A 19,836-nucleotide genomic window follows, 5' to 3' on the forward strand; every position below is an offset into this window, starting at 1 on the left:
GCGCTGGAGTTGGATTATTTCGTGACGGCTTCAAGTTTGCCGACAACGCCCCGCAAATATTTCAGGCTCTCGGCCACACTCTCCGCCGGCCGAATCGTGGGATCGCCAAACTTTACATCCTGCTCCACCACCGACCAACCTGAATAACCTGTCTTGACGAGCGTCTGGAAGAACTCGGGGAAATCAATGTCCCCCTGTCCGATAATCGTGAAGACCTTGTGTTCAATGGCTTCTTCGAAGGTCCATTTCCTGGCGCGCGCTTCTTCCAACACCTTCCCGTTGCAATCCTTGATGTGAACGAAGCGCAGTTTGTTCCTATATTTTGCTGCTTCCTTGATCGGATCGCCTTGTCCATACAGGCAATGCCCCGTATCCAGGCACAGCCCGACGTTGGTATGGGAACTCGCGTCAAAAAATCTTTCACATTCCTCGGGCGTTTCCACGTAGGTTGCGACGTGGGGATGGAAAACGAGATCCAGGCCGAAGTCGTTGGCAACTTTCTCCGCATCGGCAACCAGAGTTCCTACATTCCGCCACTGTTCAGCGCTCAAGGACGGGCAATCTTTGTCGTAAGTCCGCCCCGAGAAACTATTCCGCCCAACCGATTGATCGTCCGCCAGTACCAGGAACGGCGCTTTCAGGTCTGCGAGCAATTGACCGACCTTCCGGATCCTCTCAATCACCGTGGCCGAACGTGCTTCATCCATCCGGACGGGCACAAAGGAGCCAAGCAAGGAGAGACCTCGCTTGGCGAGTTGCGGCCGAAGTACATTGGGATCGGTCGGGAAAAAGCCATACGGTCCGAGTTCCGTCCCCCGGTAACCGGCTGCCACCATCTCGTCGAGCATCTTTTCGTAGGACTGCTCCCACGAGGGTCCGGAATAGTCCAACACACCCCAACTGTCAGGTGCCGACGCGAACAGGAACCGTTCTGTGACTTCGCTCATGCCGTCTTCCTTGGTGAGATCATATTCTAAACGATTATTAATTGGCTTATAACCTCGGAAGAGCCTGATTGTCAAGGACGTTTCCCGCGTCAGGCGTTTCCAAATGTGGGTTCGCCGCGTTCAAGACTTGCCCGGAGAAATGCTAAGCCCTCCGCCTTCTTACGCTTGGAGCGACTAATATTCTAAACGTTTAGCGTATCCAAGAATGCATTCTTCTGCCTTCTCAGATGACCTCACCCAACGGAAGTACAGGCCTGGTTTACTGAACCTGCCCAGTCAGCTTGACCTCGTCAATGAACCCGATGAAATTCCGACGGAACTGGCACGTGTCACAGACAAAATTCGAAGCTCCGACTTGGAATCCAGCGTTCCCCAGTTTGGGCCCCGCGAAAGAGTGGAGTTTCAGTGTTCCTTCGGCCTTGCCATTCACCATCAACTTGATGTTGGTGACCGTACCGATGGTGCTGTATTTGAGAACGAGCTTGTACCAGTTGTTGATCGGAAAGGTGTCGAGCGAAGTGACGAACTGTATGCTCCCGTCGGCGCCGCACACTCCTCCGACAAATTTCTGAAGCGGCAACGAATAGGTAATCGAGTACGTCACCAGGCAGGCGCCGCTGCCATTCGTAATCATTTTGCCGGCTACAAGATCGCCGAAGGCATCCAGCGTAGTTCCACCGGTCGGCATGGCTAACGCCGATAGGGTGAAGCTCTGCACCTGATTGAGGAGCGGCGCATTCCCCGCCGTCTGCGCCAGAACGACGTAGTCAACGTCGGGCGAGGCGTTCAAGGAAAACTTCCCGCCGCCTTTGGTGACGTTCGAACTGTAAGTCAAAGCTCCGTGCACCGTTCCATCCAGGTGAAAAGGACCACTATCGGTGGCCACCGTCACCGGAGCGCCGTTCGGACCCTTATTAAACTGATAGCGCAGAATTGTGGCCTGAGGCGCCAGCTGCGAGAATGCGGAAGCAACGAGAAACAGGCAAAAGAAGCAGCCCAGCGTGCGTCTACCGACCATAAGGCTTTTCCCCACTTTCAAGAATGGAATCAGAAGTCAAACTGTCGATGATAGGTGCATACCCACATCTACTTTGTAAAAATATCGTAAATAAAAAAGGCGGCCACCATGGCCGCCTTGGAACATTTCTCGCGCTAAATCCGTGTACACACCGCCTTGGTTTGGGTATAGAGATCGAGCACGTCCTTACCCATTTCGCGGCCCCATCCGGACTGTTTATAGCCTCCGAAGGGCAGACCAGCGTCGAAAATATTGAAGCAGTTTATCCAAACGGTGCCGGCACGCAGCACCGCTGCAGTCCGGTGCGCTTTGGATAGATCGCGCGTCCAGATACCTGCGGCTAAGCCGTACACGCTGTTGTTGGCCCGGATAGCGAGTTCTTCAGGATCATCGAACGGCGTTGCGACCACCACCGGTCCGAAGATTTCTTCCTGCACAATCCGCATATCGTCCTTGGTATCGACTAATACGGTCGGTTCGACGAAGTATCCTTTATCGCCGAACTTCTTGCCGCCAGTCACAGCACGAGCGCCTTCGGCCATGCCGATGTCGAGGTAGTCACACACGCGCCGAAGTTGCTCGTCGGAAACCAGCGGTCCCATGCTGGTCTCGGGATCCATGCCAGGCCCGACCTTGATCTTCTTCGCCTGCGCGGACACTCCTTCTACGACCTGATCAAACGCGGACCGTTCGACAAATAGACGCGATCCGGCGCAGCAGGTTTGTCCCTGGTTGAAGAAGATCGCGCTCGCTGCGCCACCGATAGCGGCGTCGAGGTCCGCATCCTTGAACACCACGTTCGGCGACTTCCCTCCCAGTTCGAGCGTGACTTTTTTCAGGTTGCCGGTCGCAGCATACACAATCAGTTTGCCAACTTCGGTCGACCCGGTGAACGCAACTTTGTCTACGTCCGGATGCGCAGCCAGAGCCGCTCCCGCAGTTTCGCCAAATCCGGGGACGATGTTGACCACGCCGTCCGGGAACCCAGCTTCCATGATCAGTTCGCCGAGAAGCAGCGCCGTGAGCGGTGTTTGCTCCGCCGGCTTCAGGATCACGGTGTTCCCTGCTGCCAACGCCGGGCCCAACTTCCACGCCGCCATGAGTAACGGGAAATTCCACGGAATGATCTGCGCCACCACACCGACCGGCTCCCGCAACGTGTAAGCGAGATACTTCGCCTTCGGCGTATAAGGAACGGAGAGTGGAATCGTAGTTCCTTCCAGTTTGTTCGCCCATCCTGCCATGTAGCGGAAGAGATCGGCGGCTAGGGGAACGTCCGCGGCGCGAGCGACCGTGAGGGGCTTGCCGTTATCGAGTGTTTCCAGCATTGCGAACTTTTCCACGTTCGCTTCGATCAGATCGCCCAGCTTCCAGATCAGCTTGCCGCGCTGGGTTGCGCTCATGCGCGGCCACGGACCACTCTCAAACGCCTTCCGCGCGGCTTTCACGGCCGCGTCGACATCGCCTTTGTCGCCCTCCGCGACGTGGGCCAAAATTTCGCCGGTCGCGGGGTTATAGGTAGCAAAAGTCTTGCCCGAGATGGCCGTCACCCACTTGCCATCAATCAGCATCTTGCGCGGTTTATCGATGAACTCGGCAACGCCCGAATCAATCTGAACTGGAGAAATTACGGCACCCATAGAACCTCCTTAGAAAGCACAATCCCACAAATGTGTTTTGGCAGGAAACAAATCCTAGAGATGGTAATCCCGGGGCGGATGGAAGGCAATCGGGTGAACCGGGGAATCGGCCGGGACCAGGAGCTAAAGGCCGTCTCGCCTTGCCCCCTTTATTGCACCGTCACGGAACCTCAGTCGATGCCGTGAATACGCATGCTCACCAGATCGTCGATGCTGAGGTTCTGCATACCGCGTGACTTCATCCCGGCGATGTACTCCGGCGTGACGTTGTGGATGCGCATGGCGATCAATTGATCCGGCTCGGGATGCTTATAGCCGAGCCCTTGTAGCTTGCCGATGAACTCGGGCGACACGCCATGAATGCGGAATGCAATGAGTTCTTCAAGGTCCACGTGATCGTAGCCGCACTTCTTCAATTCCTGGACCCACTCCGGAGTCGCGCCATGGATTCGCATGGCGATCAGCGTGTCTTCGTCAGGAGAGTAACCGGCCTGACGCAGCGTGCGCACCATTTCCGGCGACACGCCGTGAATGCGGAACGCCACCAGTTTGTCGCTATCGGTGGCGCTGGTCCCAGCCGCGCGTAGAGCTTCGATAAATTCCTTATTCACATTGAAAATCCGGAACGCGACGAGTTTGTCGCTGTCCAGATCGGAGAGATGTTCCTCTTTCATCTGCCGCGCAAAGTCGAGGCTGACGTCCTGCACTGCCATGCTGTATTGCTGTTCCTCGTCCACCGAAAATCCGACCGACTGCATCTGCCGGGCGTAATCGGGATTCGGCTCGAAGTGGAAGTTGCCGGCACCTTCGCCATCCTTGAGATAGCCTTCGCAATCGATCTTGCCGGCGTCGCGTGTCACGACGAAGTGCACATCCTGGCGCCCGGCTTTCGAGAAATCTACGCCCTGGAACGTGCTCGACGGCCAGTCTGATTCGTGATTCGAATTTCCGCCGTGATGATGCTCGATCAACGAGAACTCGACCTTGCCGGTCTGGTCAGACTTGTGGATCGTCCAATCGCCGGTCCGCGGACTATTCGAGCCTTTGGCGCTCTTTGCAACCACGCCGAAGACAAGACACAAACCGAATACCAGAAATGCCAGCGCTCGCCACACTCTCATGATCGATCTCCTGAAATGCGCTTTCAGAACTTGTTGCTAGATCTCGCCCGCTTTATCCAGCACGCCGAGTTGCCGGAGTTGAATCAGTTTTTCCATGGTCAGGTTCTGGAAGCCATGCTTGCGGGCCCGCTCGATGAACTCGGGCGTCACGCCCTGCACTTTCGCGTCAATCAGTTCATCGACGTCGAACTTGAATCCCGCCGCCTGCAACGCCTTGATGTATTCCGGCGTTATGCCTTGCACGCGCATGGCGATGATTTCGTCGGCGTTCGGCTTCAAGCCCAGGGCGCGTATTTCACGGACATACTCGGCCGTCACACCCTGCACCTTCATGCCGATAATCTCGTCGCCACCGGCCTCGATCCCCTCCGCCTTGAGCGCATTCACATATTCCGGAGTGACACTCTGCACTTTCATCGCGATGATTTCGTCGGCGTCTGGCTTGAATCCCGCCGCTTGCATGGCCCGGATATATTCCCCATCGATGCCTTGCACTTTCATGGCAATGATTTCGTCAACCGGCGCGGTCACACCAGTGGCGCGCAGTCCGCGAATATATTCGGGCGTCACTCCCTGGACCTTCATGGCGATAAGATCGTCGACATCCGGATGCAGGCCCTCCGCTTGAATTTCGCGTATGTAAGGCGCCGTGACACCTTGAATTTTCATCGCAACCAGTTCATCGACGTCCACATCGCCCAATCCGGCTGCCTTGATTGAGTCGATGTAGGAACCGGCTGATTCCGGCGTTTCGGGAGTTTCGGGAACTTCTGGCGTCGAGACGCGCGACGCCTTGGCCGGGGCTTTCGGAGCTGTAACCGCTTTTGGCGGCTGCGGAGCAGCCGGTACGGCTTGTGCGCTCACCTTGCGAGCGATGCCGATGCCAAAAATGGCATTCCCCGCCAGCAGCGCGACCGTCAGGCATAACGCGCTCGAAGTCAGTCCGATGCCACGAATTCCAGAACGCAGATTGCCGATCCCGAGCAAGCGCATGATGCGCGCCGATAGCGGACCGCGGTTCGCAGCCATCGCGAGCGCCGGAGCGACTCGCCACTCTTCCATCATCGTGAGGGCGCGGGCATACTCCAGAGCGTTGCCGCACAGCGCAATCGCAGCATCATCACAGCAATTCTCGCGCTCCAAGCGAATGCGCCGATTCAACCACCACACCGCCGGGTGATAGAACAACAAAGTCTCAACCACTACCTGGAAAGCGTTGACGAACGAATCCAGCCGCTTGATATGCGCCAGTTCATGAACGATCACAGCCTGCAGTTGCGCGTCGGAAAGCCCAGTCAGCGCCGTGAGCGGCAGAAATACGATGGGACGAAACCATCCGATGACAGCCGGTGCGTCGAGCCACTGGCATTGCGCATAACGAATCGCCCGCGTCAGTCCAAGACGGTTCTGCAATTCAGAACAGATTTCGCTCAGCTCGGTGCTCACCGGGACAGACTGCCTCCGGCGCATCCGTTCCAGCAGAAAGAATCCGCCAGCACTTCGCATACTGAAAATCGCGACGCCAATCAGCCACAGTTGCACGACGATCGGGAACAAGTCAGGAGCATTCGAACCGGTCGTTGCGGAGACATGCGCAGGCGCCTTCCACACCGCAACCGGCGAGAGTACGGCCGCTGGCGCCGCCGGTGCCGAAGTCGAAACGGCATCTGCGTTGCGGTAGTAGGAAAATGTTGCGACCGGAGCCGCGAACATCAGCAACAAAGTTGCAACCGCCAACAGGTAGCGCGCCGAAGCTTTGCGGAAGGGCGCCATTGCGACTGCAGCCAGCGCCGCCAACGCTGTTCCCTGCCATACGAAATGCAACAGCGCCCATCCTGCGGGCCGCATCACTTCAGGAGATAGCCAGTTCGTCACGGTCATCGGCGGTTCCTTTCATGTTCGTTCAGCAGACGGCGCAATTCCTCGATCTCTTCGCGCGAAGTCTTGGTGCCGGCGAGCGCATGCAGCATCAGTTGGCTTGCGGAGCCTTCAAAAACGCGCTCTAACATATCGCTAGCCAGTTGGCGCTTAGTCTGCTCGGCGGGCAGGCATGCTTCATAGACGTGCGCACGCTGTGTTTCGTTTCGCCGAACCGTCCCTTTGGCCGTCATTATTTGCAGAAATTTCAGGACGCTGGTGTATCCAATATCTTTCTTCTCACCAAGCGCATCGTGAACCTCGCGCACGGTGGACGGACCGCGCGTCCACAGCACACGCAGGATTTCCAGCTCCGAAGCGGTAGGCTTTTGCGGGGGTTGCTTCATGGGATGGGACAATACTACGAAGGCATTCGTAGTGTCAACGAAAATCTTCGTAGATACCGCAAACTCATCTTTTTCTCGGCTGTCATCCTGAGCGGAGCATGAATTTCGCGAAGCGAAACTCATGTGGAGTCGAAGGACCCCTACACTTCGTCCTGCTCGACGCCGTAGCAAGGCATTATCCCCGCGAGCCAAGGGGGCATGGGCCGGAGGGCGCCCCGCGATTAGTTCCGCCCCCGAACATCCTCTGGGTGTTCGGCACTATAATCACGCCGATGGCCAGCGATCCCTTCCTGTCGTGGGCGAACCGGACCGTGCTACGCCCGGGACGCGACGTGCCGTACCTGAGCATCCAGGACATCGTAGTTTTCGTTCGCGATCTGGAAGTGAGTAAGCGGTTCTACGTCGACCTGCTGGGTTTCGAACTGGTGACGGACCAGTGTCTTCCCACCGGCGTCCGTTGGATTGAGGTGGCACCTCCCGACGGCAGCGCCAATCTTGCGCTGGTTGAGCCCAAGCCTGACCGTCCCGAATACAAGCTGATTGGCGGCTACCGCTGGGTTCTCTTCATGACAGAAGATGTCCACGCCACGTACAAGGAATGGAGTGAACGCGGGGTTCGATTTTTGTTTGCGCCAGAGACGCCGGGTTGGGGCGGGACCTATACACGGTTCGAGGATCCAGACGGGAATGCGTTTGGACTCGAAGGGTTCGATGAGGTAAGGCGAAGCCTGGAATTGCAGCGGAAAGAACAGGCGGAAAAACTCGAAGCCGAACGCCGCGTTGCCCACGAACTGGAAATCGCCCGGCAGGTGCAGGCGCGGTTGTTTCCTCAGATTCAGCCGGAGTTGAAGACCGTTGAGTACGCAGGCATTTGCCTGCAGGCGCGGCAGGTCGGAGGGGACTATTTCGATTTCCTGAACCTCGGGACGCAGCGGCTGGGGCTGATCATCGGCGACGTTTCCGGCAAGGGGATCGCCGCCGCTCTGCTGATGGCGAATCTGCAGGCCAGCCTCCGGAGCCAGTCGGCGCTGGCCTTCGATCAGCCCGAAGCATTGCTAAGATCCGTCAATCGCCTGTTCTATGAGAACACCCATGACAGCGCCTACGCCTCGCTTCTGTTTGCCGACTACGACGACGCGACGCGGCGACTGCGCTACGCCAATTGCGGACATCTGTGTGGCCTCTTGCTGCGAAGCGATGGCAGCATTGAGAAGCTGGGGTCGACCAGCATGTTGCTGGGGCTCTTCGAGGAATGGGATTGCTGCATGCAGGAGCAAGAACTCTTTCCAGGCGACGTGCTCGCGCTCTACACCGACGGCGTTACCGAAGCCACTAACGATCAAGGAGAAGAATTTGGCGAGCGGCTACTGATTGAAGCGCTGCAGCAACATCGGGAATTGTCGTGCCAGGCCTTGCTGGCCGCAATCGTGGACGGCGTTCGGCACTTCGGATCTCAGGAACAACAAGACGACATAACGGCAATCGTCGCGAAGTTCAAGGCCAGCGAGTAACACAACGGAAATGCAGGAAACCGTTGTGGAAGAGCGGGAATGTCGAACCGCTATGGAAGAGCGGCCCTTCAGGGCCGCGTAAGCCTGAAAATCGATGAGGGCTTCAGCCCTCGTGGTCGTCGTAGACTCACTCGCGTGGTAACGGAGGCTCTTCCCCGCGAGGCGTCGGGACAGCATTCCGCTTCGAGTTGCGCCGCATGCAGATGTAGGCACCCGCAGCGCCAAAGATCGGCACAAAAGCGGCAGCAAGGTGTGCAGAAATCTCTTCATTCCCGCCAAACGCCAGCGGCAGCGCGCCCAACCCAACCCCGACAGCGCACGCTCCGATAATGATGAGAAGGTTGTAAAGCTTCCACTTCGCCGGCTTGCCTCCAAAAACCGCGATGACGGTGAGCACGATGAACGCCAAGAAAATAAGCGGATTCCCAGAACTGGCATCGGTCATAGGAAACCCTTCAACAGGCGCAGCGTTTAAACAGCAATCTTACTTCTGATTCATGACGGCCGGAAAGTTATCAGACGCGCCACAGCAACGCGGAGCGCCGTCTTAAGCCGGGTGCCCCAGGTTGTCATCGATTTGCGTCTCCACGGGAGTCAGCCCCGTCTGCCCCGAATTTGCCTTTCGTAGATGGGCCGACTCGGGATTCTTCAGATTCCCGCGTTCCTCAGAGTTATGCGGGCTTATTGCTAAGGCCTAGTTGACCATATCTGCCCCTGTGAGTATCGTGGACAGTTCTCAAACAGTTCTCAATAAGACCGGGAGTCGAGCTGATGGTTACGGCTAGCCTGTACGATTCTAGAGCTGAATACTCGTTAATCCGACTAGCTGAGCTTCGAAAGTGCCTTGAGAAGCTTCCGGAAACCAAGGGTTTCCGAGAGCTGACGATTTTTGGTGCGGGTTCCTATGGGCGTCTCGAGGCTAGCAAGTTCTCGGATATCGACATCTTCTTCCTTGTGAGTGGTGATGGCACAAACTTAGCAGAGCCACACACGAATGAACTCCGCCTGTTTGGCAAGGTGATTGAAATCGCTGACCAGATGAGCTTTCCAAAGTTTTCCAACGACTGTGAATACCTCAAGATTCTGCACACTGACAAGATTCTCGACAATCTGGGCGGAAGGATCGACGACCACGAGAATTATTTTACGGCACGCATGTTGTTTCTGCTCGAGAGCCAGTGCCTTTTTGGAGAACAGACATTTAAGGCGATTAGAAGCGAGATCATAAGCTCCTATTTCAAAGATTTCCCCGACCATCCGCTCACATTTCAGCCCATATTCCTCATGAACGATATCTGTAGATTCTGGAAAACGCTGCTTCTCAATTACGAACACAAGCGGAAAGTTGGCGGTGGAGCGGAAGGTGAGCTGAAGAAGACCAAGCAAAAGGTAAGAAACTTCAAGCTTAAGTTTAGTCGTTTGACAACCTGTTTTGCGTCCATTGCAGCCCTTGGAAGTTTTGCAGCTCCAGTAACCGAGGAGGATGTTATTGCAATTACGGCGATGACGCCGAGGGAACGACTGCAGTCCGTGGTTGGGCGGGTACCAACCGCAAAATCAATCGTTGATGAGGTATTGGACAGCTACGAGTGGTTTCTTAAAATGACCGGACTACCGACCGAGGAGTTGGAAGGTCACTTTTCCGATAAGGCCAAGAGAACAGAAATGTTCAAACGGGCTAACGAATACGGAGATTCGATGTTCCGCCTCTTACGTCTTGTTGACGATTCGGACTCGCGCCTCAGGCTTTTGAGGACGCTGGTTGTCTAACATGCCCCGCGTTTCGTTGCTACCAATCGATGACGGAATTGTCAGTCCCCACCTGCAACTCCTCAGGCAGGTATGCGAGCCATCCTCGACGTCAACGCCACATGTGACTGTCCGGTATTTTGAACGGCTCCGAGTCCCCGATGAATACGGCCTAATCCGGGTTACCCATATTGATTTGATCGAGCCCGGCATGTTCGCGCTCAAAACCAACCGTTTAGATTACTCGGGCGGAGGGGGGAATCAGACCGTATTCATTAGGTGCAAGTCAGACGATTTGGCGCGGCTTGAGCACAAGCCCCACTTTCCTGGCAGTGATTTCCACATCACTATTTATGACGGTACGTCCAAAGCATTTGGCCAAAGCCTGCTCGGCGAACTGCAGCGATTCAAATGGGGTGTCCGCGTCCCGCTGTCGGGCAAAGTTGGTCTAACAGTCAAGGAACTCAAGAACTCAAATCGGCGCGCCACCAGGCCGGAGCCCGTATACGACCCTGTTACTAAACAACTGTTTTGGACCATCACGGGGCATGATTTGTCTTGGTCGTACATGGCGGGGCTCCAGGACGGAGAACGTCTGGCGTTGTGTAGGGCAATCCTTAAGAGCTTATTCCGCGAGACGCGCCACTATGAACGGGTCTCGCCACGGAAGAAAAAGTTTCAGAATGGCACAGTCAGCGACTCGGCAATTCCGAGACTTCCAGCGGTCCACTTGACGCCGCCAGAGCTTGCTCGTGAAATCGCCGGTTATGCGGTTAGCCAAATTGAGAATGATGATGAGCCAATTGATTTTGGCGACCCGGCGGTTGGTACCGGCGCGTTCTACGGGGCCCTCCTACAACTGCTTCCCCCTAAAAGAATAGCCTCCGCGATTGGAGTGGATATTAACCGTGAGCAGGTCGCCGCCGCGCAATGGCGGTGGGCGGATAAAGGTATGGAGGTGCTGAACGGGGATTATCTTCATATGGATCGTTTACCGCCACGAAACCTTGTTTTGGCGAATCCGCCGTACCTACGACACCAATCCATCCCTCGGAAGTATAAAAGTCGACTGCTAGAGCGCGCTTCAATCCGGACTGACATTCGAGTGAGTGCCCGATCTGGTCTGTACGTTTATTTCTTGCTCTTGGCTCACGATTGGATGAGCGAGGGTGGAGTTGCGGCATGGCTGATCCCGAGCGAATTCATGCGGTCAATCTATGGTTCTGCCGTGCGTCAATACCTTACGCAGAAGGTAGAACTTCTTCGTGTGCATGTATACGGACAAACTGCGCCTCAATTCGAGAACGTGGAAGTATTGCCGGCTATCGTCGTCTTCCGAAATCGAAAGCCAAAACCGGAGCACACTGTCCTAATGACTGCGGGTGGAGATCTCAGGACCCCTGAAACCCAGGAGTTCGTTACCGTCAAGGACCTCGGATGTTCTCGGACGTGGAATGTGCCACTACGTCGCAAGAAAGAGGAAAGCGGTCAGTTCCGGATAGGGGATCTTTTTATCGTTCGAAGAGGTATAGCGACTGGGGCGAACGACTTCTTTGTCGTGACCAGGGAGCACGCAAAGTCGCTTGGTATTCCCGGGTTTTCGCTAAAGCCCTTGCTCCCGAAGGTGAAGGCGCTCGGAACAGATATTGTCGAAGCTGAATCAGATGGGTATCCGAAGGTATCGCCTCAACTATGTGTTATTGACTGCGACTTGCCCGAAACTGCAATTCGAAAGCGGTATCCCAGGTTAATGGCATACCTGAATACCGCAAAAAATCTCGGGCTTTTGAAGCGCCGATTGCTCGCGGACCGGAATCCTTGGTACAAACAGGAACACCGAGACCCACCGATATTCCTATGCACCTACATGGGCCGAGGAAGTCATGGCAAGCCGCCGCTTCGCTTCATCTGGAACAGATCTCAGGCAATCGCCACGAATACCTACCTACTGTTATACCCTCGCCCGTCCTTAGCGGAAATGCTATCGCGGGATCCAACTGCCGCATCACGCGTGTTCGCAATGCTCCAACAAACTGCTGAGGTCGGCTTTCGTGAGTATGGGAGAGTGCACGCAGGGGGACTAGTCAAAATCGAACCCCGAGAACTGTTGGAAGTGCGTTTAGAGGTCCCTTCAAGCTTGGCGATTGATGCAATCACCGATCAGCAAGAATTTTTCAGATGAAGTTGATCACCGGGTGCCACTCGCATTACCGGCGCCCGCCCTTCTTTTTGACCGACACTAGGCTCTTCCCGTCCTTGACTCCCCGCCCGAATTGGGAGACCCTGATGCCCTTATCATCGGGGGCCCCGGAGAGGTGTCCGCTTGGAATCGACTTTAGCCTCGCTTATCGACGCGGCAGAAAAAGGAGAGGGGGCAGCAGCCGAAGCCCTGTTCACTACCCTCTACTCTGAACTGCACCGTCTGGCGAAGCAGCAACTGGCGCGTGACGGGCGCGGACTCACCATCGGTGTCACAACCCTGCTGCATGAAGCCTACCTTGACATGGCAGGGCGTAGCGACGCCGAGTTTCCCGACCGTGCCCGTTTTATGGGCTATGCGGCGCGAGTCATGCGAACGCTCATTATTGATCATGTGCGGAACCGGCAGGCCCAGAAGCGGGGCGGGCTGTTTGAACTGACGTCGCTGACGAATGATCCGGTCGAGAGTTCCGCGGACGAGCGCGAGCTGACCGAGATCAGCGAAGCCCTGGACAAGTTGGCAGTCGTGGACCCGGAACTGGCGGAGTTGGTGGATATGAAGTTTTTCTGCGGCTTTTCCTTCGGCGAGATTGCCGCGATGCACAAGATATCGGAGCGCACGGTAAAGCGGCAATGGCGGAAGGCGCGCATCTATCTTCATCGGGAACTAAGCACCGAGATTCCGGCGTGAGGAACTTATGTCAACCCTGACTCCGGAGCAATGGAAGGCCCTCGGTCCCTACCTGGATCAGGCACTGACCCTGTCAGGGGAAGAGCGGGTCCGTTGGCTGGAGTCGTTGCGCGCGGAGAACCTAGCCCTCGCGGTCCAAGTCCAGGAACTCCTCGATCGCGACCGCGCCGCCGAAGACGAGGGGCTTCTGGAAAACAGTCCGGTTCGCCCGCCGGAGACCCCGGGACTCGCTGGCCAGACCGTGGGCGCCTACCGCCTGATCTCCGCCATTGGCCATGGCGGCATGGGCACGGTGTGGCTTGCCGAACGCAATGATGGGCGATTCCAGCGCAAAGCGGCCGTGAAGTTCTTGAGCGCAGGTCTCATTGGGCAGGGCGGCGAGCAGCGATTCAAACGAGAAGGCGCAATCCTTGCCCGGCTTGCCAATCCCAACATCGCCGAGTTGCTGGATGCAGGCGTGACTGCCACCGGCCAGCCTTACCTCATCCTCGACTACGTGGAAGGCGAGCCGATCGACCGTTATTGTGACGAGCGAGCGCTCGACGTTCGCGCACGGATTCGTCTCTTCCTCGATGTCGTGGCCGCCGTGGCGCATGCGCATTCCAATCTGATCGTGCATCGTGACATCAAGCCTTCCAACGTAATGGTGAACAAAGAAGGCCAGGTGAAGCTTCTGGACTTCGGTATCGCCAAGTTGTTGGAGGGTGAAGGACAGGAAGGAGCAGCGACTCTGCTGACGCGGGAAGGAGGGTCGGCACTCACTCCCGAATATGCGGCGCCGGAGCAGATCACGGGCGGCGCGGTGACTACGGCAACGGATGTCTATGGGCTGGGCGTTCTTCTTTATGTCCTCTTAAGCGGGCAGCACCCCGCGGGTACAGGACCGCGTTCCCCTGCCGAATTGCTGAAGGCAATTACGGAGAAAGAACCGCAGCGTCCCTCGGAGGCGGTGGCGGCGGATCGGGCGGTTCAGGCTGCCTCTCGCGGCACAACTGTCGACAAACTGCGCCGGCAACTTCGCGGAGATCTCGACACAATCGTCCTCAAGTCGCTGAAAAAGAATCCGCAGGAGCGGTATGCGTCGGTCACGGCGCTGGCGGACGATCTTGGGCGCTACCTGCGAAACGAACCGATCCGTGCGCGGCCGGATACGATGGCGTATCGCGCGGCCAAGTTCGTGAGACGAAATCGCGCGGTGGTTGCGCTGGCCACGATGGCCGTTTTCGCGGTGGTCGCAGGGCTGGCTGGCGTGTCAGTGCAGGCGCGCAGGGCTTTCCGCGAACGGGATCGCGCCAGCCGGATCACGGAATTCATGACCAATATGTTCAAGGTCTCCGATCCGTCTCAAGCTCGCGGGAACAGTATCACGGCGCGTGAAATTCTGGACAAAGCGGCCAAGGACATTGAGACGGGGTTGGCCAGGGACCCTGAAGCACAAGCACAAATGATGTACGTCATGGGAGAGGTGTACGACAACCTGGGGCTGTATGCTCAGGCGGAACCTCTGGTCCAGCGCGCCGCAGACCTTCAGGAAAAGATTCTGGGCGCGGACGCGCCTGCGGCGCTGACATCCAAATACCTGCTGGGCAGGATCCAAGTGGGGTTAGGCCGGTTGGCGGAGGCGGAGAGGCTGCAGCGGGAAACGCTTTCCATGCGCGCTCGGGTTCTTGGGCCGGAACATCCGGAAACTTTACGTTCGATGAGCCGACTTGGCAGCGTCCTCTTACTGCAAGGTCGAGTGGCCGAGGCAGAGAAGTTACAACGCGAGGCGCTCGCGATTGCTCGCCGCGTTCTCGGACCGGAGCACCCCGAGACCCTGCTTCTGACCAATAGCCTGGTTTCCACGATGTTGTTGGGACGGAACGACGCTCTCTATCCCGAAGCGGAGAAACTCCAGCGCGAAGCGCTCCCCATTGAGCTCCGCGTTTGGGGGCTGGAGCACATTGACACGCTGAACGCGATGATGAATCTCGGATTGATTCTCGGTGTGCGAGGCCAATACGCTGAAGCTGAGAAATTGTATCGACAGATACTCCCTGTTGAAAGCCGGCTCGTGGGCCCGGCGAGTATAGACACCATAACCTTGAGAGAAAGATTGGCTTTCGCCGTTGCCAGTCAAGGCCGGTACCAGGAAGCCACCGACTTGTATAGCCAGGTTCTCTCCACTCGGCAGCAGGTCCTGGGACGAAACCATCCTCACGTTGGAACTGCCTACTACAATCTGGCATGTCTGGCAGCAATTCAGAATGAGCGCGACCGGGCGCTGGCGCTCTTAGAGGATGCGGTGAAGCACGGGCTGTTGCCGTACGTAGCGGCGAACATGGACTCCGACGTGGATCTGAAGTCACTCCATGGAGACCCTCGCTTCACCGCCCTTGTCGCGCGTGCCAAAAAGAACGCCGTAGCCGTTCCACAGCCCAACTGATCGCCTGCGACCCAGAACCTACCGGCGCGGATTTTCTTTTTTCCCCCTGTCCCCTTTTTTCCTCCCTTCGCGCTCTTCCAATTGAGGCCCAGTAGGTTGGCCGGAGATTCCCCGGCAGGCTCCCTAGCCGCGAGGCAGGGCCCAACACGAACCAAAATCGAGGAGAAACTACCATGAAAGCATTTGCCAAAGTAAACCGAAGCAGAACAATGTTCGTCGCGGCCCTGGCCTGTGTGATGCTGGCGGGATCGCTCTCAGCCTTCGCTCTGGATACACGCAGGGCGAAAGCAGTGGCCGCAGTCACCATCGTTACAGATGGCCTCATCAGAGAATTTAACTCGACGACGTATGTGGGCCTATCCACGGTTTCCATAACCGTTCCCGCCACCAAGGTGCAACTGGTGGAAGCCACATTCGCCGCGGACTCTTCCTGCCAGGGGCCGGCGGGTCAAAATTGGTGTTCTCTGAGGATAGAGGCGGACGGAATAGAAATGAGCCCTGCTAGCGGCCTCAGCTACGCTTTCGATGGAGTGGGCGACGGCAACGACTATTTTGAGGGCCACGCGATGAAACGTAGCATCCTGCTGGGGCCTGGGCAACATTTCATCACCGTGGCAGGAGCAGTCAGCCTGGCCGGTGTGAAGTTCTTCCTGGATGACTGGTCTTTCACCATCACCCAATACAACAACGGAAAGTAGCACGAGTCTCACGCAGCCAAGCCAATGGGCCGGATGACCCACACATCGCGCACTCTTGTCTACTCCCAGGATATGTTGGGACGCTTTGCAAGCCATGTCCTGGGACTAGACAGTGCGGTAGCGGAAAATAAAGTGGGTATTGAGGTCTGGAGGCTGGCCACCCGCTCACTTGCCAGGGGATGAGAGCCAGTTAAACTGCAAAATCGAGGCGCCCCATTGCTATCGCGCCTCCGCCCTTTCCCAAGGAACTGTGTAGAGGTCTATCTTCCAGGAGAACAATCATGAAGCGAATTCTTTCCGCACTCAGCATTCTCGTAATCGGCAGCGCCGCTCTGTGGGCGCAGGCCAATGCCGTCGGCCCCGATACTCCTCCAACCGGCACGCAGTCGCCCACTGGGCTGACCAAACACCTGCTCAAGGGAACTTACGTGTCGGCAGGCAGCGCAGGTGCGATCGGCTCGGGGTTCACCAACATCGATGCCGCAAGTAATGTGGTTTGTCCGGGGACGGGGAATTGCCTGATTCTCGCTGATCAGGTGTTCCAGATTGGTAACACTTCCTCTGCTAGCCGGGTAGCAATTATCCTCAGAGTAGACGGCACTATGGGTGATAGCCCCTTCAACGGAGACACTCTTGCGAACGGCCACTTCACTTCTTTGACCTCCTCCCACGCCATTACCGTGCCGCATGGAACTCACACTGTGCAGACCGTAGTGTTTACAGAATTCAACGCACAGGGCGGCGACTATACCTTCCAGTACAAGGTCTACAAGCCATAGGCGGATTAGATCAGTCGAGTAGTACCGGGCCGGGTGCTCCACGTAACCCGAGGGGGCACTCGGCCGTCACTCATTGATCGCCTCGATGCCCTGCCGCTTGAGCTCTTCGAGACGGCCTTTCATCGCCTTCAGCCGGGGTGCCCCACGCATCGCGCACTTTGCGATGTGTGGATTTGACCACCACCGGAATGCGTCGAGATTACGATACTCTCCCCTGGGCCGGTACCCTTCGCATTGGCTCCTAGCCGCTAAGGGCTCTAATGTTGCCGATCAATCCCATCGGCGGTACTCTTCCGCAATGCGGCCTCTTCGCTATTCCATCAACGTCACCTTGGACGGATGCTGCGATCATCGAGCCATCATCCCGGACGAAGACTTGCATCGCCACGCGGTCGAGAACCTCAATCGGGCCGACGCCCTTCTCTTTGGCCGGGTGACTTACGAAATGATGGAGGCAGCGTTCCGGCCGCCGGTGCATGTAGAAACAGGAGCGAGGCCGGAATGGATGGAACCCTTCGCCCGGACGATCGACGCGGCAAAGAAGTACGTCGTATCGAGCACCCTTACTGTTGACCGGGTCGATTGGAACGCGGAGCTGATTCGCGGGGACATGCCACACGGCGATCTAGAGACGTCCGTTCAGCAGCTCAAGCAGCAGCCGGGTAAGGGACTGTTCCTGGGAGGCGTAAAGCTCCCGCTCGCGTTGGCGGAGCTGGGATTGATCGATGAATACGAATTTGTCGTGCACCCCCGGCTGGCGGGTCACGGGCCGACGCTGTTCACGGGTCTATCGAAGCCGATCGACTTGAAGCTCGTGAGCCGGCTGGAGTTCGGCTCGGGAGCGGTGGCGATGCGGTATGAGCCGAGAAGGTAGTCGGGTGGCCCCTGCCCATGTCTAAATAACTTGTTTCCAGGGCGCTACGCGGGGTGCCCCACACATCGCGCACTTTGCGATGTGTGGGTTTCGTTGTTCCGGAAAGCGTCTCGTGGAGACCTTCCTACCGGAAGTAGATCCACAGCCCCACCACCGTCGTCACTAGCGCCAGGCTGAACACGATGTTCATCATCCGCTCGCTCGCGGTCTCCGGAGCGGGTTTGCGCGCGATACCGTGCATCGGGATGGTGTCCATCTTGTCGTCGACGGTCGCAAAAGTGAGTCCGGCAAGTTTGCGGCGATCCGGCGCCGGCGTCATCAAGCTCACCGCAACCAACACGATCGAGCAGATGATGAACATGAAAATCGCGTAGTGCAGGAAGTTCATGGAGACCAGCCACGCCACCACTCCGGTGTACTGAACACCCTGCGCCGCCAGCAATTCGGCAACGAAACGGAATGCTCCGAGCACGAATCCGGTCATCAGCGATGAGATCGCGCCCGCGCCGTTCAGGCGAGTCCACAGAATTCCAAGCACGAAGCACGACGCGATCGGCGGGCTGATGTAGGCCTGTACGCTTTGCAGATAGATGTAGAGCTGGCTGCTGATCAAGTGAATGAACGGCACCCAGAGCAACCCGAGTACAACCATGAAGCCGGTCGCGATGCGTCCGAAGTTCACCAATTGCTTCTCCGAGGCCTGCGGACGCAGCTTCTTGTAGAAATCGAGTGTGACCAGTGTGGACGCTGAGTTGAACACCGAACTCATCGCTCCCATGACGGCAGCGAGCAGCGCGGCCATGACGAGTCCAACCAGACCGGTCGGCAACAGGTTCAGAACCAGCGTCGGATAAGCGAAGTCAGGCTTCACAACCTGATCGGGATACAGTGCGAAGGCGATAATTCCCGGCAGCACGAGCATGAATACCGGCAGAATCTTCAGGAAGCCGGCGAAGATCGTGCCTGCTTTAGCGTGACCTTCATCGCGCGCAGAGAGTACGCGTTGCACAATAACCTGGTCGGTACACCAGTACCAGATGCCGAGAATCGGCGCGCCGAAAAAGATTCCTGTCCATGGAAAATTAGGATCAGACGCCGGCTTGATCATGTGGAAATAGCTGGCCGGGACCATCGTGCGCAGATGTTCGAGTCCACCGACGCGGTGCAGTCCGATGAAAGTCAGTGCGCAGGCACCGGCGATCAGGATCAGCGTCTGAACGGTGTCGGTATAGATCACAGCAGCGAGCCCGCCGGCGATCGTATACACGCCGGTGGCAATCACGAGCACGATCGCCGTCTTCCAGAGCGACCATCCCGCGACGCGTTCGAGAACGACGCTGGCGGCGTACAGTTGCACTGAAATCTTGGTAAAGATGTAGGCAATGATCGAAATGCCGGCCAGGTACACCGCGCATTGGCGATTGAAACGGCGCTCGAGGAATTCGGGCATCGTGAACACGTTGGAGCGCAAATAGAACGGAACGAACACCCACCCGAGGATGAGCAGGATCAGGCAGGCCAACCATTCGAAGTGGCCGACGGCCAAGCCAGATGAGGCGCCGGTGCCCGAGAGTCCGATGAAGTGTTCGGTCGAAATGTTCGACACGAACAGCGAGGCGCCGATGAAGAACCATCCGATATCGCGGCTGGCGAGAAAATAGTCGGTGGAAGTGCGTTCCTTGCGAGCGAAATAAAAGCCGATGCAAAAGACAAGCAGGAAGTAAACGCCGATGATTACTAAATCAAGAGTTGCCAGATTGCGATGGGTTACGGTCGCGATGGGGTTCATCCGATGCTTGGGTCCAGCCCAGCCCCAGCCGCCAAACGGGGGCGTCCTCTCTTTTGAGTGGTTAAGCCGCGCCGCCATAATAATCCCGCACAGCGCATTACGGCATCAGAATCTGAATTTTTGTTTTCGTC

General features: G+C 57.0%; 16 protein-coding genes. 8 read left to right on the forward strand and 8 right to left on the reverse strand.

Annotation, left to right across the window (positions count from 1 at the left end; all coding sequences use genetic code 11):
* Positions 1–14: 14 nt before the first annotated feature.
* The 6 genes from HY010_16935 to HY010_16960 all read right to left on the reverse strand — a co-directional run bounded on the left by HY010_16935 (position 15) and on the right by HY010_16960 (position 6,990).
* Positions 15–947 carry a TIM barrel protein gene (locus tag HY010_16935; GenBank protein MBI3477418.1) on the reverse strand — a complete coding sequence of 311 codons (933 nt, stop codon included), beginning with the start codon at positions 945–947 and terminating at the stop codon, positions 15–17.
* 259 nt (positions 948–1,206) lie between these two features.
* Complete coding sequence (locus HY010_16940) at positions 1,207–1,965, reverse strand: hypothetical protein (GenBank protein MBI3477419.1); 759 nt, start codon at positions 1,963–1,965, stop codon at positions 1,207–1,209.
* A gap of 134 nt (positions 1,966–2,099) precedes the next feature.
* A complete protein-coding gene (locus HY010_16945; GenBank protein MBI3477420.1) occupies positions 2,100–3,605 on the reverse strand; it encodes an aldehyde dehydrogenase family protein in 1,506 nt (501 codons plus the stop codon).
* A 170-nt stretch (positions 3,606–3,775) separates the two neighbouring features.
* Positions 3,776–4,726 (reverse strand): hypothetical protein, encoded by a 951-nt coding sequence (locus tag HY010_16950; GenBank protein ID MBI3477421.1) that lies wholly within the window; start codon positions 4,724–4,726, stop codon positions 3,776–3,778.
* A gap of 36 nt (positions 4,727–4,762) precedes the next feature.
* Positions 4,763–6,607: a M48 family metalloprotease gene (locus tag HY010_16955; protein ID MBI3477422.1), complete on the reverse strand. Its 1,845-nt coding sequence runs from the start codon at positions 6,605–6,607 to the stop codon at positions 4,763–4,765.
* Entirely contained in the window at positions 6,604–6,990 is a 387-nt protein-coding gene (locus tag HY010_16960) for a BlaI/MecI/CopY family transcriptional regulator (GenBank protein ID MBI3477423.1), read from the reverse strand. The genes HY010_16955 and HY010_16960 overlap by 4 nt, the downstream gene beginning before the upstream one ends.
* 272 nt (positions 6,991–7,262) lie before the next feature.
* On the opposite strand from HY010_16960, the gene HY010_16965 reads away from it, so the two are divergent.
* Complete coding sequence (locus HY010_16965) at positions 7,263–8,501, forward strand: SpoIIE family protein phosphatase (protein MBI3477424.1); 1,239 nt, start codon at positions 7,263–7,265, stop codon at positions 8,499–8,501.
* A gap of 127 nt (positions 8,502–8,628) precedes the next feature.
* Here HY010_16965 and HY010_16970 read toward each other — a convergent pair whose 3' ends face one another.
* Positions 8,629–8,946 (reverse strand): hypothetical protein, encoded by a 318-nt coding sequence (locus tag HY010_16970; protein ID MBI3477425.1) that lies wholly within the window; start codon positions 8,944–8,946, stop codon positions 8,629–8,631.
* Between the two features lie 326 nt (positions 8,947–9,272).
* On the opposite strand from HY010_16970, the gene HY010_16975 reads away from it, so the two are divergent.
* The 7 genes from HY010_16975 to HY010_17005 all read left to right on the forward strand — a co-directional run bounded on the left by HY010_16975 (position 9,273) and on the right by HY010_17005 (position 17,916).
* Entirely contained in the window at positions 9,273–10,271 is a 999-nt protein-coding gene (locus HY010_16975) for a hypothetical protein (GenBank protein MBI3477426.1), read from the forward strand.
* Positions 10,272–10,461: 190 nt separating this feature from the next.
* Positions 10,462–12,432, forward strand: coding sequence for an Eco57I restriction-modification methylase domain-containing protein (locus tag HY010_16980; protein ID MBI3477427.1), 1,971 nt, complete (start codon positions 10,462–10,464; stop codon positions 12,430–12,432).
* Positions 12,433–12,573: 141 nt separating this feature from the next.
* Complete coding sequence (locus HY010_16985) at positions 12,574–13,140, forward strand: sigma-70 family RNA polymerase sigma factor (GenBank protein MBI3477428.1); 567 nt, start codon at positions 12,574–12,576, stop codon at positions 13,138–13,140.
* A gap of 7 nt (positions 13,141–13,147) precedes the next feature.
* The gene (locus HY010_16990; GenBank protein ID MBI3477429.1) at positions 13,148–15,565 is read left to right on the forward strand and encodes a serine/threonine protein kinase; all 2,418 of its coding nucleotides are present in this window, start codon (positions 13,148–13,150) and stop codon (positions 15,563–15,565) included.
* Positions 15,566–15,738: 173 nt separating this feature from the next.
* Complete coding sequence (locus HY010_16995; GenBank protein MBI3477430.1) at positions 15,739–16,263, forward strand: hypothetical protein; 525 nt, start codon at positions 15,739–15,741, stop codon at positions 16,261–16,263.
* A 281-nt stretch (positions 16,264–16,544) separates the two neighbouring features.
* Positions 16,545–17,042 carry a hypothetical protein gene (locus HY010_17000; GenBank protein ID MBI3477431.1) on the forward strand — a complete coding sequence of 166 codons (498 nt, stop codon included), beginning with the start codon at positions 16,545–16,547 and terminating at the stop codon, positions 17,040–17,042.
* Positions 17,043–17,340: 298 nt separating this feature from the next.
* Positions 17,341–17,916 carry a dihydrofolate reductase family protein gene (locus HY010_17005; GenBank protein MBI3477432.1) on the forward strand — a complete coding sequence of 192 codons (576 nt, stop codon included), beginning with the start codon at positions 17,341–17,343 and terminating at the stop codon, positions 17,914–17,916.
* 124 nt (positions 17,917–18,040) lie between these two features.
* Here the strand turns inward: HY010_17005 and HY010_17010 are convergent, their stop codons facing one another.
* Positions 18,041–19,705, reverse strand: a complete 1,665-nt coding sequence (locus HY010_17010; GenBank protein ID MBI3477433.1) for a sodium/solute symporter — start codon at positions 19,703–19,705, stop codon at positions 18,041–18,043.
* Positions 19,706–19,836: the final 131 nt, after the last annotated feature.

Source organism: Acidobacteriota bacterium (genome assembly GCA_016196065.1).
GTDB lineage: Bacteria > Acidobacteriota > Terriglobia > Terriglobales > Acidobacteriaceae > Acidiflorens.

Coding starts and splice junctions, on each gene's coding strand:
- HY010_17000 (MBI3477431.1), top strand. CDS start 16,545: ATGAAGCGAATTCTTTCCGCACTCAGCATTCTCGTAATCGGCAGCGCC.
- HY010_16975 (MBI3477426.1), top strand. CDS start 9,273: ATGGTTACGGCTAGCCTGTACGATTCTAGAGCTGAATACTCGTTAATC.
- HY010_16940 (MBI3477419.1), bottom strand. CDS start 1,965: ATGGTCGGTAGACGCACGCTGGGCTGCTTCTTTTGCCTGTTTCTCGTT.
- HY010_16980 (MBI3477427.1), top strand. CDS start 10,462: ATGTTCGCGCTCAAAACCAACCGTTTAGATTACTCGGGCGGAGGGGGG.
- HY010_17010 (MBI3477433.1), bottom strand. CDS start 19,705: ATGAACCCCATCGCGACCGTAACCCATCGCAATCTGGCAACTCTTGAT.
- HY010_16970 (MBI3477425.1), bottom strand. CDS start 8,946: ATGACCGATGCCAGTTCTGGGAATCCGCTTATTTTCTTGGCGTTCATC.
- HY010_16965 (MBI3477424.1), top strand. CDS start 7,263: ATGGCCAGCGATCCCTTCCTGTCGTGGGCGAACCGGACCGTGCTACGC.
- HY010_16935 (MBI3477418.1), bottom strand. CDS start 947: ATGAGCGAAGTCACAGAACGGTTCCTGTTCGCGTCGGCACCTGACAGT.
- HY010_16960 (MBI3477423.1), bottom strand. CDS start 6,990: ATGAAGCAACCCCCGCAAAAGCCTACCGCTTCGGAGCTGGAAATCCTG.
- HY010_16945 (MBI3477420.1), bottom strand. CDS start 3,605: ATGGGTGCCGTAATTTCTCCAGTTCAGATTGATTCGGGCGTTGCCGAG.
- HY010_16955 (MBI3477422.1), bottom strand. CDS start 6,607: ATGACCGTGACGAACTGGCTATCTCCTGAAGTGATGCGGCCCGCAGGA.
- HY010_16995 (MBI3477430.1), top strand. CDS start 15,739: ATGAAAGCATTTGCCAAAGTAAACCGAAGCAGAACAATGTTCGTCGCG.
- HY010_16950 (MBI3477421.1), bottom strand. CDS start 4,726: ATGAGAGTGTGGCGAGCGCTGGCATTTCTGGTATTCGGTTTGTGTCTT.
- HY010_17005 (MBI3477432.1), top strand. CDS start 17,341: ATGCGGCCTCTTCGCTATTCCATCAACGTCACCTTGGACGGATGCTGC.
- HY010_16990 (MBI3477429.1), top strand. CDS start 13,148: ATGTCAACCCTGACTCCGGAGCAATGGAAGGCCCTCGGTCCCTACCTG.